Annotated in this window: 13 protein-coding genes; 7 read left to right on the forward strand and 6 right to left on the reverse strand. The window is 70.4% G+C overall.

Features of this window, described 5'->3' with window-relative positions; translation table 11 throughout:
• The first annotated feature begins 287 nt into the window (after window positions 1-287).
• Window positions 288-2429 (forward strand): ATP-binding protein, encoded by a 2142-nt coding sequence (locus OG194_RS10465; protein ID WP_327400587.1) that lies wholly within the window; start codon window positions 288-290, stop codon window positions 2427-2429.
• Between the two features lie 95 nt (window positions 2430-2524).
• On the opposite strand, the gene OG194_RS10470 is transcribed toward OG194_RS10465, so the two are convergent.
• Window positions 2525-3085, reverse strand: a complete 561-nt coding sequence (locus OG194_RS10470) for a DUF3455 domain-containing protein (protein WP_327400588.1) — start codon at window positions 3083-3085, stop codon at window positions 2525-2527.
• A gap of 341 nt (window positions 3086-3426) precedes the next feature.
• On the opposite strand from OG194_RS10470, the gene OG194_RS10475 reads away from it, so the two are divergent.
• Window positions 3427-4455, forward strand: coding sequence for a thaumatin family protein (locus OG194_RS10475; RefSeq protein ID WP_327400589.1), 1029 nt, complete (start codon window positions 3427-3429; stop codon window positions 4453-4455).
• 22 nt (window positions 4456-4477) lie between these two features.
• Here the strand turns inward: OG194_RS10475 and OG194_RS10480 are convergent, their stop codons facing one another.
• A complete protein-coding gene (locus OG194_RS10480) occupies window positions 4478-6376 on the reverse strand; it encodes a sigma-70 family RNA polymerase sigma factor (RefSeq protein ID WP_327400590.1) in 1899 nt (632 codons plus the stop codon).
• Between the two features lie 221 nt (window positions 6377-6597).
• Here OG194_RS10480 and OG194_RS10485 point away from each other — a divergent pair, with 221 nt between their 5' ends.
• On the forward strand, window positions 6598-7611 hold the full coding sequence (locus tag OG194_RS10485) for a thaumatin family protein (RefSeq protein WP_327400591.1): 1014 nt from the start codon (window positions 6598-6600) through the stop codon (window positions 7609-7611).
• A gap of 6 nt (window positions 7612-7617) precedes the next feature.
• Here the strand turns inward: OG194_RS10485 and msrB are convergent, their stop codons facing one another.
• The 4 genes from msrB to OG194_RS10505 form a co-directional block, all read right to left on the reverse strand.
• The gene (gene msrB / locus OG194_RS10490) at window positions 7618-8025 is read right to left on the reverse strand and encodes a peptide-methionine (R)-S-oxide reductase MsrB (protein ID WP_327400592.1); all 408 of its coding nucleotides are present in this window, start codon (window positions 8023-8025) and stop codon (window positions 7618-7620) included.
• A 13-nt stretch (window positions 8026-8038) separates the two neighbouring features.
• Entirely contained in the window at window positions 8039-9427 is a 1389-nt protein-coding gene (murC, locus tag OG194_RS10495; RefSeq protein ID WP_327400593.1) for a UDP-N-acetylmuramate--L-alanine ligase, read from the reverse strand.
• Window positions 9428-9550: 123 nt separating this feature from the next.
• On the reverse strand, window positions 9551-10024 hold the full coding sequence (locus tag OG194_RS10500) for an indole-3-glycerol phosphate synthase (protein ID WP_327400594.1): 474 nt from the start codon (window positions 10022-10024) through the stop codon (window positions 9551-9553).
• Window positions 10025-10178: 154 nt separating this feature from the next.
• Window positions 10179-10973: a pyrimidine reductase family protein gene (locus OG194_RS10505; RefSeq protein WP_327400595.1), complete on the reverse strand. Its 795-nt coding sequence runs from the start codon at window positions 10971-10973 to the stop codon at window positions 10179-10181.
• Between the two features lie 37 nt (window positions 10974-11010).
• On the opposite strand from OG194_RS10505, the gene zapE reads away from it, so the two are divergent.
• From zapE to OG194_RS10525, 4 genes are all read left to right on the forward strand, one after another.
• Window positions 11011-12117, forward strand: a complete 1107-nt coding sequence (gene zapE, locus OG194_RS10510; RefSeq protein ID WP_327400596.1) for a cell division protein ZapE — start codon at window positions 11011-11013, stop codon at window positions 12115-12117.
• Window positions 12118-12271: 154 nt separating this feature from the next.
• Window positions 12272-12670, forward strand: coding sequence for a hypothetical protein (locus tag OG194_RS10515; RefSeq protein ID WP_327400597.1), 399 nt, complete (start codon window positions 12272-12274; stop codon window positions 12668-12670).
• A gap of 87 nt (window positions 12671-12757) precedes the next feature.
• Complete coding sequence (locus tag OG194_RS10520) at window positions 12758-13339, forward strand: carbonic anhydrase (RefSeq protein WP_327400598.1); 582 nt, start codon at window positions 12758-12760, stop codon at window positions 13337-13339.
• Window positions 13340-13347: 8 nt separating this feature from the next.
• The gene (locus OG194_RS10525; protein WP_327400599.1) at window positions 13348-14868 is read left to right on the forward strand and encodes a SulP family inorganic anion transporter; all 1521 of its coding nucleotides are present in this window, start codon (window positions 13348-13350) and stop codon (window positions 14866-14868) included.
• The last annotated feature ends 97 nt before the right edge of the window (window positions 14869-14965 follow it).

Consider the following 14965-nt stretch of genomic DNA (forward strand, 5'->3'; position numbering starts at 1 on the left):
GCCTGTGCTGTTTCCTTCACACAGAAGGAGGGCTACGGACCCTTCTGCGTTCCTCAACGAGCACGAATAGGACAAAGAAGCGGGTCGGTAGGGGTTTCCACGGACGGCCCCCTCGCAGGTTTACGGAGTCCGGTCCGATGTCCGGTCGGCGTCCCGCCGGCATCTCTCCGGCGCTCGGCCGAGTCGTCCGTAAGCCCGCCGTAAGGTCTCGCCGTGCCCCGTCGTCCGGCCCGACCCGGTAGGTTTCGCAGCGGTCCGAAGCGGTCGACTCCGGGGAAGGGAACGGCATGGCGAAGGACGATTCCGCCCTGCGGTCCGGCCCCGACGACGCCAACTCGGCGGACGGGCCCGGCAGATCGGCCGGAAACGGCCGGCTGGCCGACAGACTGGCCTCCGCCCGGCTACAGAACTTCGTCGGCAGGCGCGAGGAACTCGCCCTGTTCCGGCGGGCGTTGGCCGACGAACCCGGCGCCCCGATGGTCATCGTGCTGCACGGCCCGGGCGGCATGGGCAAGAGCGCCCTGTTGCAGCGCTTCGCCGCGGAGGCACGCGCCGCGGGCCGGCCGGTCGTCGGCGTCGACGCCCGTACGGTCGAGTTGTCGCCGGCGGCCTTCGAGGAGGCGACCGCCGAGGTCTTCGCCCGCGACAACGCTGTCCTGCTGGTCGACGACTTCGAGCGCTACCGCGCCATGGAGGAGTGGATACGCGAGCGCTTCCTGCCGCGGTTACCTGCCGGAGCCCTGGTCGTCGTCGCGGGACGGCACGCACCCGACCCCCTCTGGAAGGCGGACCTCGCGTGGAGCGAGGTCCTTCAGGTCGTGCCGCTAAGGGAGTTGGGGCCCGCGGACGCGGCGGCGCTGCTCACCGCGCAGGGCGCCGACCCCGCACCGCACGCGTCCCTCCTCCGATTCGCCGCGGGCCATCCGCTCGCCCTGCGCCTGGTGGCGGAGGCCGCGACCCACGGCAACTCGTCGACGGACGAGGTCTTCTGGGCCCCGCTGCGCACGGTCGTCGACCGTCTGCTGACCCACATGGTCGGCAGACCGCCCTCCCCCGCCCACCGGCGGGCGCTGGAGGTGTGCGGCCATGTCGCGGACACCACCGAGGAGTTGCTGCGCGTGGCACTCCCCGGCAAGGACGCCACCGAACTCTTCGCCTGGTTGCGGCAGTTGTCCTTCATGAAGTCGGGCCCCTTCGGGGTGTGCCCCTACGACGTCGTCCGTGACGCCCTCGACAGCGACTTCCGCTGGCGCGACCCGGAGCGCTACAAGGCCATGCACCGCACGGTCCGCCGCCATCTGGTGGAGCGGGTCCGCGACGCACCGGAGAAGGAAGCCCTGCGCGCGGCAAGGGAGTTCAACCACATCGTCTCCAGGGCGCAGTGGCTGAGGGAGTTCCAGGGCGCCCGGGACGAACCCGACGTCCACGAGCAGCCGATGCGCCCGGAGGACGTCCCCGCGCTGATCGAGCTGACCCACAAGGTCGAGGGCGAGCACAACGCCCGTATGGTCTCCTACTGGTTGAGACGTCAGCCCGAGGCGTTCCACGTCCACCGGCGCTGCGACACGGGTCAACTCCTCGGGTTCATGGCCTGGTTGAGGATCGACGCGCTCGACGACGAGACCCGGGCGGCCGACCCCGTGCTGGCGGAGGCATGGGAGCTGGTCTCCGCGATGACTCCCCCGCGCCAGGGCGAACACCTCGGTGTGGCGCGGTTCATGGTGCACGAGGAGAACCATCACCGCCCCTCGCGGTCATGGGACCTGGTGCGGACGCGGATCGTCTTCGAGGTGCTGCGTGCCAAGCACTGCGCCTGGTCGTGCTTCGTCAGCGCCGAACCGAAGTTCTGGGCCCCGCTGTTGACGTATCTGGGCATGTTCCAGCCGCCCCGCCGGGCCGTGCACGCCGATCGCGGGTACGGCCTGTTCTGCCACGACTGGCGGGCGGCGCGGGCGGAGGAGTGGGCCGAGGGCATCGACGCGCGCCTGCTCGGCGGGGCGCCGGCCGTGGCCGCCGGGAAGCCCAAGTCCCGTGTGACACCGCTGAGTCGGGAGGAGTCGGACGCCGCCGTCCGGGAGGCACTGCGCGGCTGGCTGGACCCCGGCGGACTCGCCGACAACCCGCTGCTGCGGAGCCGGCTGGTGGAGGAACTCAGCGAGGGCGACCCGGTGACCGCGCTCCGCGACCTGATCGGCAAGGCCGTACAGCGGCTCAACGCCCATCCCCGCACCCGGCATCTGCACGACGTGCTGACGCTGACGTACCACTCGACGTCCACGCAGGACGCCGTGGCGCGGAAGCTCAACCTGGCGTTCAGCACGTACCGCAGGCATCTGGCCCGCGCCCTGGACGAGGTGCGCGAGACGGTGTGGGACTGGGAGGTGCACGGCCGGATCAGGGCCGGGCAGGAGCCCCCGCAAGGGAGTTGAGGGGGCGTCTGCGGCGGGTCCGTTCACGGACGTGTTCCGGCAGTCGGCCCTTCAGGGTCGCCCCGAGGGGCCAACTGCCTTCACCACCTACCGAGTTACTTGGCGGGCTTGTAGAACGCGTACGTGGCGGTGTACTGCACGCTGACCTGGTCCGTGCTGGTGCCGGTGCAGGCCGTGGTGGGGGCGACGCCGCCGCTCGTGCCCAGGCGCTGGACGTAGGAGACGTCGGCGAACATCCCGGTGCCGCGGGTGGCGGTGGCCTTCAGCAGCAGCTCGGGGATGGTGCCGGTCTTGGGCGAGTTGGCGATCGCGGAGCCGTTGACCGCGCTGCCGTCGACCGTGGACACCCACACCGGGCCGCGCGAGTGCAGGGCGACGGGGCGCTTGGCGCGGTCGTTCTTGGCCCACAGGGTGGCGGCCGGCTCCAGCAGCGTCCAGGCGCTGTTGGTGCAGGTGTAGGTCTGGACGCCGGCGGCGGAGAAGACGCCGGTGAGCGTGTTGCCGTCCGGGACCTTCAGCGCGTCGGGCACGGTGACGCCGAGGCGGAGGGGCGGCTGCGGGGTGGCGGCCTGGCCGACGGTGGCGCTCACGAGCGTGCCGGCGGCCACGGCGGTGACGGCCGCGGTGGTGAGGACAAGACGTCTGGCGATCTTCATCGATGTGTCTCCAGAGCAATTTCTGAACAGGGTCGCGGGTATCGGGGTCGCGGATGTCCGGACTCCCGGGCCGATCAGATGATCTTTCGGTCCCGCAGCCGCAATGTACGGCGGAACAATCGCGGCCGGGTTGCCAACTTCTGATCGACTTGTGTCCAGCGCTGCTCACCTCGTGCGTATTGCCGCCCCTGTTTCCGTTGTCCGGCACGCGGGCCGCCGGTCTCCTCTACGGAAGACTCCGCCGGCCGGATCGCCGCGCGGCGGAGCGTGGGAACGGACAGGAGTGTTGAGACATGCCTCGTTGCCGGTTGTCCATCCGCCGACAAGGGCGCGCACGAGCCGTGGCGGGCCACCGCCGTGCGCCCCGCCCGGTACGCAGACAGGTCGGCCTGGCCGCCGCGGTGCTCCTGACCTGCCTCGCCGTGGTGACCGGCGTCCTGCTGGCCCACGCGCAGCCAGGAACCCCGGGAGACCGTACGGTCGCGGGCCCGTCGTCCACGCGCGGCGCGGCGGCGGCCGGCACCCCGTCCCGCCCCGGACCCTCGCCCACGACGACGTCATCGCCGCGCGCCACGCCCTCCCCCTCGCCCACCCCTGACGCACGGAAGCCGTCCGAGGCGAGCGCCTCGCCGTCCCGCGCGGCCGGTCAGCTGAAGACCGCGCCCGCAGGCAAGCGGACCGTCACCCTGGTCAACCGCCTCGATCAGACGATCTGGCCGGCGATCGCGGCGGACCCCAAACACCCTGTGGAGGCGACGGGTTGGGTACTGAAGCCCGGGGCCGGCCTGAGCTTCACCGTCCCCGACCACTGGGACGTCCGGGTGTGGGCGCGTACCGGTTGCTCCTTCGACGCGTCCGGCGACGGCCACTGCCTGACCGGCGACTGCGGCCGTTTCCAGTGCGGCTCGACCTGGGGCGAATTCCCTTCCACGCTGGCCGAGTTCAACCTGAACGCCTGGAACGGCATGGACTTCTACGACGTCAGTCTCGTCGAGGGCAACAACCTGCCGATGTGGATCAACAGTTACGGCGGCTCGTCCCACGACAAGATCGACGCGAACGGCTGCTCCGCCGCCGGATGCACCCGGGACGCCAACGCGACCTGCCCCACCAAGCTCCAGCGCGTCCGGGACGGCCGGGTCGTGGCCTGCCTGAGCGCCTGCCTGGTCTTCAAGACGGACAAGACCTGCTGCACCGGCGCCTACGCGGCACGACCCCAGTGCGTCCCCTCGTCCTGGCCCGTCGACTCGGCGGCGGTGTTCAAGAAGGCCGAACCCTTCGCCTACTCCTACGTCAACGACGACGCGACCAGCGTCCTCACCTGCTCGGGAGAGTGCGGGTACCGCATCACCTGGGGAGTGAGCCCCTGACTCCGCGTGCGGCCGGGCCCGATCAGTCGGCGGACTGGAAGGCCCGGCCCGCCGCGGTGGTCGTCGTACCGTCCGTGAAGAGCCCGCTGCTCGGCTTCGACGGGTCCGCGCCCAGCCCGAACCACGCGTAGCGCTGCACATAGGACAGCCCGTCCAGCGCCTTGGTGGACGCGGTGACGAAATCGGCCTGTTGCCGCGCGGACGGGAAGCGGGTCCCCTGGGAGAAGTCGATCAGCGCGTACTCGGTGAGCCAGATCGGCTTGTGGTAGCGCGCGTACACCGCCGCCAGGTACGACTTCAGCTGCTCGACGGCCTGCGGGGTGCGGAAGTCGCCGCCGTACCAGTGCAGCGTGATGAAGTCGACCCGGTACCCCTTCGCCCGGGCCCCGGACATGAACCGGTCCAGCCAGCCACCGGCCGTGTCCCCGCCGTAGGCGACCGCGGGGCTGCCCAGGATCTTCCCCGCCGCCATGAGTTTGGGCCACAGCTCCAGCGCCTGCTCGACCGTCATGTTCGACTGCTGCGCCATGTCCGGTTCGTTGAACCCCAGCAGATAGGGCCCGTACTCCCGGGCCTGGGCCAGCGAGGAGTCGGTGACGGACTTCGCTCCCCAGATCATGGGCACGAACGACCCCGACGAGGGCGTCGTGATCCCCGAGTGCTGCGTGGACCAGGTGTAGTACCAACTCGCCCCGCTCGCGGCGAGCGCCTGGCTCACCCCGCCGAACGACCACACCCCGACGCCTTTCTTGGCACCGGAGGCGATGTGCGCGGGGGCGGCGGCGGTGTGCTTCGAGGGAGAGGGGCTCGGCTTGGCCTTCGGCGTCGGGGACGGGCTCGGCGACGCGCTCGGAGAGGCCGAGGGCGTGGGGCTCGGGGTGACGCTGACCACCGGAGCGGGCGATGCCACAGCGGTCGTAGAAGAGGAACCCCCGGTCAGCCGGGGCGCGACCAGCGCGGCCACCACGACGACGGCGACCGCCGCCGAACCACCCACGATCTGCTTGCCCATACGACCGGACCGACCGGACCGGCGCCCGTGCCGTCGACGTGTTCCCCGGTGCGCGGAGTGCACAGGTTGGTCCGCCGGTGAGGACGAACCACCCTCCCCCATAAAGGCGTTGAGCACCCGCGCCGGGTCAAGTCCCGTCGGCACGGCCACCAGCGGAAGCCCGCTCAACAGCCGGTCCATCGGCAGCAGCCCCTCATCGAGCCCCTGGCACACCCCGCACCCACGGATGTGCCGGGCAAACCGCTTACGCCACAAGGCACTTGGCGTGCCGTCCCACGTCGAGGCCGTCTCGTCCAGCTCCGTACAGCGCGGCGCGGCCACCAGCGCCCGCACCACCACCCGCGAGACCTCCATCTGCTTCTTCATCCGCTGCACACGGACGGAGGCATGCCGGTCGGAGAGCCCCAACGCACCGGCGAGTTCGGCCCGTTCGAGTTCGCCGGTCTCCTCCAGCCACCACAGGGACAGCAGTTCCTGGTCGTCGGGGTCGAGCCAGCGCGTTGCCTCGACGACCTCACGGCGCTGCTCGGTCAACCCCAGCCGCAGGATGGTCAGTCCGGCGAAGTCGAGCGCGGGGTCGGTGATCGCCTCCGCGTCCTCCAGGTGCGCCCTGCGGTCGCGGTCGGCGGCCCGTATCTGCTCACGGTCCCGTACCTGCCGGATCGTGATGGCCACCAGCCACGACCGGAACGCGGCGGGATCCCGCAGCTTCGGCAGCCCCCGCACCATGCGCAACAGCGTCTCCTGTACGACGTCATCGACATCGGCGTGACCGTTCAGGGCCCGGCCGACGATGTTGTAGACCAGCGGCAGGCACTGCGTCAGCAGGTGATCCAGGGCCTGCCGGTCACCCGCGCACGCGGCCGTCACCACGCCCGCGTCGGGTCCACTCCTGGGCTTCTCGGTCATCTGCGTTCGTTCCTCCGCGTGTGGTCCGGCCGTGGCATCTCTCTGGTTCGGAGACCGCCGACGCGCGCAAGGACTACAGAAAACAGGACAACAAAAGAAATCAGCCGGTCGCGTCCGAATTTATGTTGTCGAGCCCTCGCCGAACAGGTCACCGATAGGCAGGACCGCATCTGGATCACATCTGAACCGCATCCGAAGAGCATCAGGAAGGCGCGAGGACCATGGCACGAGGACGCAGAAGACTCGGCGCGAGCCCACGGCGGCACCGCCGAGGCTGGTGGTACGTCACGGCAGCCGCCGTCGCCACGGCCGCCACCGTGCTGATCGCCTACAGCGTGTGGACGCCGTCCGGAACGGGCGGCACCCGCGCGACGGCCCACCAGGACACGGCCGCGCACCCGACCGTGTCCCGAAGCACGTCGGCTTCGCCTTCACCTTCGTCTTCTCCCAGTCGGAGCGCCTCGGCTTCCCCGTCCCCCAAGACCGCCGCCTCGAAGAAGAGCACAAGCAAGCCCACCGCCAAGGCAGTTGACCCGGCACCGCACCCCTCTACAGCCCCGGTCGGCAAACGCCTGATCACGGTCGTCAACCGCACCCCGAAGACGGTCTGGGCGATCGTCACCAACACGGCCGTCTACCCGAAGGGCCGCCGACTCGCCCCGGGCCAGAGCCTGTCGGTGACCGTGGCGAACAACTGGGGCGGCCGCATCTGGGGCCGCACGGGCTGCACCTCCACGGCCGCCGGCCATTGCGCGACCGGCGACTGCACCAGCGTCTGCGAGGGCGCCAACCCGCCCACCACACTGGGTGAGTTCACGTTCGACGCGTACGCCGGGATGGATTTCTACGACGTGAGCATGGTCGACGGCTCGAACCTGCCGATGTACATCAACATCTCGCACACCACGACCGTCGACCCGGTGAGTTCCTCGGGCTGCTACAAGGGCGTCTGCACCTCGGACGTCGACTGCCCCACCGCGATGCGGGCGGTGTCGGGCGGCCAGGTCGTCGGCTGCAAGCCGCCCTGCGCGGCGTTCGGCGGCGACACGTACTGCTGCCGCGGCGCCTGGGCGGGCCGCGACAACTGCGTCCCCTCGAAGTGGCCGGTCGACTACACCCAGGTCTTCAAGCAGGCGGCCCCCTACGCCTACTCGTACGCCTTCGACGACGGGGCGACGATGCCGTGCAAGGGGGCCTGCTACTACAAGGTCACCTTCGGGACGACCGGGTCGTGACCGTGGTCACTCGCCCTCCGGAGCCAGCCGCAACGAGATGGAGTTGATGCAGTACCGCTGATCGGTCGGCGTCGCATACCCCTCGCCCTCGAAGACATGCCCGAGGTGCGACCCGCACCGGGCACACCTCACCTCGGTGCGGACCATGCCGTGCGAGCGGTCCTGGATCAGTTCGACCGCGTCGGTGTCCTTCGGGTCGTAGAAGCTCGGCCAGCCGCAGTGGGACTCGAACTTCTCGGTGGAGGTGAAGAGTTCGGCGCCACAGGCCCGGCAGGAGTAGACGCCCTTCGTCTTGGTGTCGGTGTACTCACCGACGAAGGCGGGCTCCGTGCCGGCCTGCCGCAGCACGGCGTACTCGGCCGGGTTCAGCTCCGCGCGCCATTCCTCGTCCGGCTTTTCGACGTCGTACGACATGCAGCTCAGCCCCTTACTTCGCGAGACGGTCCAGGATCCGCGGGCCGAGGTCTGTCACATCGCCCGCTCCCATGGTGAGAACCAGATCACCGGGCTTCGCCATTCCCGCGACGGCCTCGGGGACGTCCGCCTTGTCGCGGACCGGCGTCACGTCGGCGCCCGCGGCGCGCGCGGCCTCGATGATCAGGTCACTGGTGATGCCGGGGATCGGGTCCTCGCGGGCCGGGTAGATGTCCAGAACCAGCGACGCGTCCGCGAGGGCGAGGGCCTGGCCCATCTCCTTGCCGAGTTCCTGGGTGCGGGAGAAGAGGTGGGGCTGGAAGACGACCAGCAGCCGCGCGGAGGAGGCCGCCGCGCGCATCGCCTCCAGGTCGGCGGTCATCTCCGTGGGGTGGTGGGCGTACGAGTCGATCACCTGGACGCCGGCCGCCTCGCCCTTGAGCTGGAGGCGCCGCTTCACGCCCGTGTACGCGGCGAGCGCGGGCGCCAGTTCCGCGGCGGGGATGCCGAGCGCGACGCCGGCGGCGAGGGCCGCGACCGCGTTGCTCGCGTAGTGGCGGCCGGGGACCGAGACGGTGAAGGTGAGTTCCTCGCCGCCCAGGACCACGGTCACCTCGCTCTTCAGACCCTGTGCGACGACGGACAGGATGCGTACGTCGGCGTCCTCCGCCTCGCCGTACGTCACCGTCTTCACGGAGTCGGACACCCGTCGGGTCAGCTCCCGCGCGCCCTCGTGGTCCGCCGAGATCACCAGCGTGCCGTCGGGCACGATCCGGTCCGCGAAGGCCTGGAAGGAGTCGTAGATCTCTTCCATGGACGCGTAGTTGGCGTGGTGGTCGAGCTCCACGTTGAGGACGATCGCGACCTCGGGGGCGTACTTGTGGAAGCTGCGGTCCGATTCGTCGGCCTCGGCGACGAAGATCTCGCCGTCGCCGTGCAGCGCGTTCGAACCGGGGGCGTCCAGGTCGCCGCCGATCGCGTACGACGGGTCGAGACCCAGCTCGGTCAGGGAGACCGCGAGCATCGACGTCGTGGTGGTCTTGCCGTGCGTGCCCGCTACGGCGATCGGGCGCAGGCCGTCCATCAGGCGGGCCAGCGCGTCCGAGCGGTGGACGACCGGGATGCCCACCTCGGCCGCGCGGGCCAGCTCGGGGTTGTCCTTGCGGATCGCCGACGACACGACCACGCAGGTGGCGTCGTCGGCGAGGTGCTCCGCGGCGTGTCCGATGTGCACCGTGGCGCCCAGGGAGCGCAGGGCGTCGGCGGTCGGGGAGTCCTTGGCGTCGCTGCCCGCGACCTTCGCCCCGCGCTGCGCGAGGATCTTGGCGATCCCCGACATCCCGGCCCCGCCGATGCCGATGAAGTGCGGTCGGTCCATGGCGGTGGGAAGGCCGGGTGCCATGTGTGTCTCCCTGTGCGTGCGTGCTCGTACGGCTTGATCGCGACTGGTTCGGCGGACGTTCAGCGGCAAGCCTATGCGGTGCCACTGACAATCACCGACACCCGTCGGCCGTCCCGCCGACCGCTACTCCTTGCTGTGCGAGAACAGCTTCAGCACCGGTACGCCGACCTTGTGACGGGCGCGCGAGGCCCAGTCCCGGTGGAAGAACTCCTCCACGTAGTGGGGATCGGTCAGCACGATCACCTCGTCCGCGCCGATCTCGTCCACCAGGGTCTTCAGCGCGTCCAGCGGGTGGTCCTCGATGAGCCGCCCCTGCGCCTCGCTGCCGGCCGCGTGCAGGGCCGTCAGGGACACCTCCAGAGCCTGCGTGCCGAGTGCCGCCGCGTCCTTGCCCTCGGGGGTCTCCCGCTCGTGCGCCGCCTCGTCGAGTTCACCCAGGGCGACGTCGTCGATGGCCCGCAGCAGGCGGTCCGCCTGGTCGCCGCGGGGCTGGAGCAACACGTGGAAGGAGACGGTCTCGTCACCGTGCAAGGTGGTGACGAACTCCACGTCGGCGGACGTAAGGGCCTTCTCGATCATCAGTACGCTTGTGAACACCAGGCGCCCCTTCTCCTTCGAGGACCCGCGGGCCCTCTCTCCTCCGTAGGCCGTCGAGGCCCTGCGGAAACCATCCTGCCCCGTGATCGCACGGGTACTGCCGGATTTAGTGTGCCCGTCGAAAGACAAACGGAACGGATCATTCCGCCCGTTCTCAGGACCGACGGTAGCGACCGAACAGGAACCCGGCCTCTTCCAGCAGGGACACCAGTTCGAAGCGCTGGGGAACCTTAACCGACGGCCCGCCGGAGATCCGCTGCGCCTCCCCCGCCACGAGCATCGGCGACAGGGTCAGACACAGCTCGTCGAGCACCCCGGCGGCCACGAACTGCCCCAGCAGCCGCGGCCCGCCCTCGGTCAGCAACCGGGTGTGCCCCAGTTCGGCGAGCGCCTGTACGGCCCGCGCGGGGTCCACGCCCGCGCCGTCCCCGGCGACCACCACCCGGGCGCCCGCCTTCTCGGCGGCGGCGACCCGGTCCGGCGCCGCCTGGGCGCCCGTCAGGATGAGCGTCGGCACCAGGGGTGCGGCGAAGAGCGGAAGCGAGAAGTCGAGGTCGAGGCTCGCGGTGACGACCGCGATCACGGCGGCGGGCCCCTGCCCGGCACGCGTGCGTGCCGCCGCGAACTCCGCACGCGCGCGGGCGGGCCGGTAGCCCTCCTGGCGTACCGTTTCCGCACCGACGACCACGACATCGGCCAGCGCCCGCAGCGTGCCGAAGATCCGCATGTCCGCGTCGCCGGAGATGGGCTGCGAGCGCCCCTCGTGCTGACCGGCCCCGTCGAGCGTGGACACCATGTTGGCGCGCAGCCAGGGAGCACTGCCGGCGGGGTAGGCGTACGCCTCCGCCAGTTCCCCAAGCCCCCACTCCCGGTCCGCCCCACGCGCATCGGGGGCCCCGTTCGAGGCCTGGGCTGCTGTTTCATCCGTCACAGGGAACAGGCGTCGCATGTCGTGCAGTGTGGCACGCCCCCTAGACTGATGAACCGTGTCATCCTCTTCCGCCGCCTCCGGGATCAGCCCGATAGCAGACGCGGCCCCGCTGTCCCTGTGCACCCGTGAGCCGTACGTCCCCGCGGACCGGCTGGTCGCCGAGATGGTGCCGCCGCCGCGCTTCGACTCGGTGCGCTTCGCCACGTACATCCCGGACCCGAACCAGCCCAGCCAGACCGAGGCGGTCGGCGTCCTGGAGGCCTTCGCCGCCGGACTCGGCGGGGCGCACTCCGCCGGTACCGCCAAGCGCGGCTTCCTGGGCTTCGGCAAGGGCAAGTCGGCCAAGACCCCGGCCGGCCCTCGTGGCGTCTATCTCGACGGCGGCTACGGCGTCGGCAAGACCCACCTCCTGGCCTCCCTCTGGCACGCGACCCCGGCCGAGCCCACGCTCAAGGCCTTCGGGACCTTCGTCGAGTTGACGAACCTGGTCGGCGCGCTCGGCTTCCAGAAGACGGTGCAGACGCTCTCCGGTCACCGGCTGCTGTGCATCGACGAGTTCGAGCTGGACGACCCGGGCGACACCGTCCTCGTGTCGACCCTGCTCGGCAAGCTGGTCGACGCGGGCGTGGCGCTCGCCGCGACCTCCAACACCCTGCCGGGCAAGCTCGGCGAGGGCCGCTTCGCGTCCGTGGACTTCCTGCGCGAGATCCAGGGCCTGTCCGCGCACTTCCGCTCGCTGCGCATCGACGGCGACGACTACCGCCACCGCGGCCTTCCGGAGGCCCCGGCCCCGTTCTCCGACGAGCAGGTGACGAAGGCGGCGTACGCGACCCCGGGCGCCTCCCTCGACGACTTCCCGCACCTGCTCGCGCACCTCGCCAAGGTCCACCCCAGCCGCTACGGCGCCCTCACCGACGACCTCAAGGCCGTCTGCCTCACCGACGTCCAGCCGATACCCGACCAGTCGACGGCGCTGCGGCTCGTCGTCCTCGCGGACCGGCTCTACGACCGTGAAGTGCCCGTCCTGGCCTCGGGGTTGCCCTTCGACCGGCTGTTCAGCGAGGAGATGCTGAACGGCGGCTACCGCAAGAAGTACTTCCGCGCGATCTCCCGCCTCACCGCGCTGGCCCGGGACGCCAAGGGCCTCGTCAAAACCGCTTAGTTCACGCCAGCCCAGGCGCGCTTTTCACGCTCTCTTGCATCGGAAACGCTGCGTTAACCCTGCAAACAACTTCACCGGGTTACCGTGTTACTTGACCAGCCGTTGACCTGGCCTTGGTCTGTACTAGGAACACGAACGGGCTGAAGGGGGGCGCATGTTCCGAGGTAAGACGGCTCGGACCGTCGTGACGCTCCTCACTGCCGTCCTGTTCACCCTTCAGTTCTTCGCATCCATGGAATCCTTCGCACCCGCGCACACAGCGCGTCATGCGGAGGCCAAGGCACAGCCCGGGCTCAAGCTCAGCGGCAAGGCCCTGCGTGCCGAGACGATCACGTTCCGCGACTGCGGCGCCTCCGGGACTCCCACCGTCCCGCTCCGCCTGCGCGACCGATACCGCTCCGCCGACTGCGGACCCGAGACGCCCGAACGCCCGCTCCTGACACAGGATCCGGCCGCCGTACGCACATCTGTGGCGCCCGGCACGGCGCGGCACCGCACATCGAGATCCTCGGCAGCACACACTCCGGCGGCACTTCAGGTCTTCCGCTGCTGAGAGTCCGGCAGGCAGTCAATTCCCCCACGCACACTGTCATGCAAGCCCGACGCGCCCAGAGGGCGCGCCAGGAGGAGCCAACACGCCATGCAGCCCCTCATCGACAACGCCCGTACGTTCGGACAACGCCCTGAGGAGTTCGCCAAACTCGCTGAAGGCCAGTCCCCGCAGGTGCTGTTCATCACCTGCTCCGACTCCAGGGTCGTCCCGGCCCTGATCACGGGCGCCCGCCCCGGCCAGCTCTTCGAGCTGCGCACCGCCGGCAACATCGTCCCGCCGTACGCCTCCGGCAGCCCCACCAGCGAGGAGGCCACCATCGAGTACGCCGTGGAGGTGCTCGGCGTCCAGGACGTCGTCGTCTGCGGCCACTCCCACTGCGGTGCCGTCGGCGCGCTGGTGCGCGGCGACGACCTCGCCGCCGTCCCGGCCGTACGCGACTGGCTCGCGCACGCCGCCGACGACCCCGCCCCGAGCGACACGGACGACCCGACGGTCGCCGGGGCCGTGCAGAACCACGTGCTCGCCCAGTTGCTGCGGCTGCGCTCCTACCCTTGTGTGGAGCGGCGGTTGGCGGACGGACGGCTGCGGGTGCACGGCTGGTACTACGAGGTGCACACCGGTGCCGTGCTCGAACACAGCGCGGACACCGACCAGTTCGAGGCCCTGTGAGTCGCGCCATGAACCTGAGGAAGAACAAGAAGAACAACCCGAAGAAGACCGACGGCACGACCAAGTTCCCTTATCTACGGCAGGACTTCGCGGCCTCGCTCGTGGTGTTCCTGGTCGCGCTCCCGCTCTGCGTGGGCGTGGCCGTCGCCTCCGGTGTGCCGGCCGAACTCGGCCTGGTCACCGGCATCGTGGGCGGGCTCGTCACCGGATTCATGCGAGGCAGCAGCCTCCAGGTGTCCGGGCCCGCCGCCGGTCTGACCGTGCTGGTCTTCGAGGCGGTGCGGGAGTACGGGCTGCCCGCCCTCGGAGTCATCGTGCTCACCACCGGTGTCCTTCAAATCGCCATGGGCGTCCTGAAGTTGGGGCGCTACTTCCGGGCCATCTCGGTCTCGGTCGTCGAGGGCATGCTGGCCGGTATCGGACTCGTGCTGATCGCCGGGCAGTTGTACTCGGTGGCCGGGGCGAAGGCCCCCGCCTCGGGTCTCGACAAGATAGCCGAGCTGCCCGGCGCGCTCGTCGACGCCGTCGGGAGCACGAAGGCACTGGCCTCGCTCACGCTGGGTGCCGCCACCATCGCCGTCCTGGTGCTGTGGAAGCGGATGCCGGCCAAGGTCCGTACGGTGCCGGGTCCGTTGGCCGCCGTAGGACTGGCGACGCTCTCGGCGCTCGCGTTCGGGCTGCCGGTGGCGACCGTCGAAGTGCAGGGGCTGCTCGGCTCGTTGCAGCCGCCGCCGCTGAGTGCGTTCGGTGAGCTGGCGCGGGTCGGGGTGCTGGGCACGATCGTCGCGTTCACGTTGATCGCGTCCGCGGAGTCGTTGTTCAGCGCGGCGGCGGTTGACCGGCTGCACTCCGGTCAACGTACCGAGTACGACAAGGAGTTGGTGGCGCAGGGCGCGGGCAACGCGCTGTGCGGGATGCTCGGCGCGCTGCCGATGACCGCGGTGATCGTGCGCAGCGCGGCGAACGTGCAGGCGGGCGCGCGGACCAAGGCGTCCCGGGTGCTGCACGGCGTATGGCTGCTGCTGTTCGCGGCGCTGCTGCCGAACGTCCTCGCGTACATCCCGATCCCGGCCCTGGCGGGCATCCTCGTGCACGCCGGCGCCAAGCTGATCCCGGTCCGGGAGATCGTGTCGCTGTGGCGCGAGCACCGGGGCGAGGCGCTGATCCTGGTCGTGACGGCCCTGTCGATCGTCGCGGTCAGCATGTTCGAGGGCGTTCTCATCGGCCTCGCGCTGGCCGTCGCGAAGACGGCGTGGGAGGCCTCGCACATCAAGCTGGAGGTCGTCGACAAGGGCGCGGGCCCCGTGCAGGCCTACCTGTCGGGCAACGCGACCTTCCTGCGGCTGCCGAAGATCCTCGACAGCCTGGAGGCGCTCCCCCAGGACCGGCCGGTCGAACTGCACCTCTCCGGCCTGCACCACCTCGACCACGCCTGCCGTACGGCCCTGGAGAACTGGGCGGAGCGGCACAGCGCGGCCGGTACCGAGCCGGTGAAGATGACAGCAGTGCAGGTCACGGCCGTGAAGTAGCGGCGGCGGTGTCTGCTCCGGGGCGATCGTGGCCCCGGAGCAGGCGCCGGGCATACCCTTGCAGGAGCAGATAAAACGGCCTCTCGACGAGGGGGTC

This window comes from Streptomyces sp. NBC_01288, assembly GCF_035982055.1.
In the GTDB taxonomy this organism is placed as follows: Bacteria; Actinomycetota; Actinomycetes; order Streptomycetales; family Streptomycetaceae; genus Streptomyces.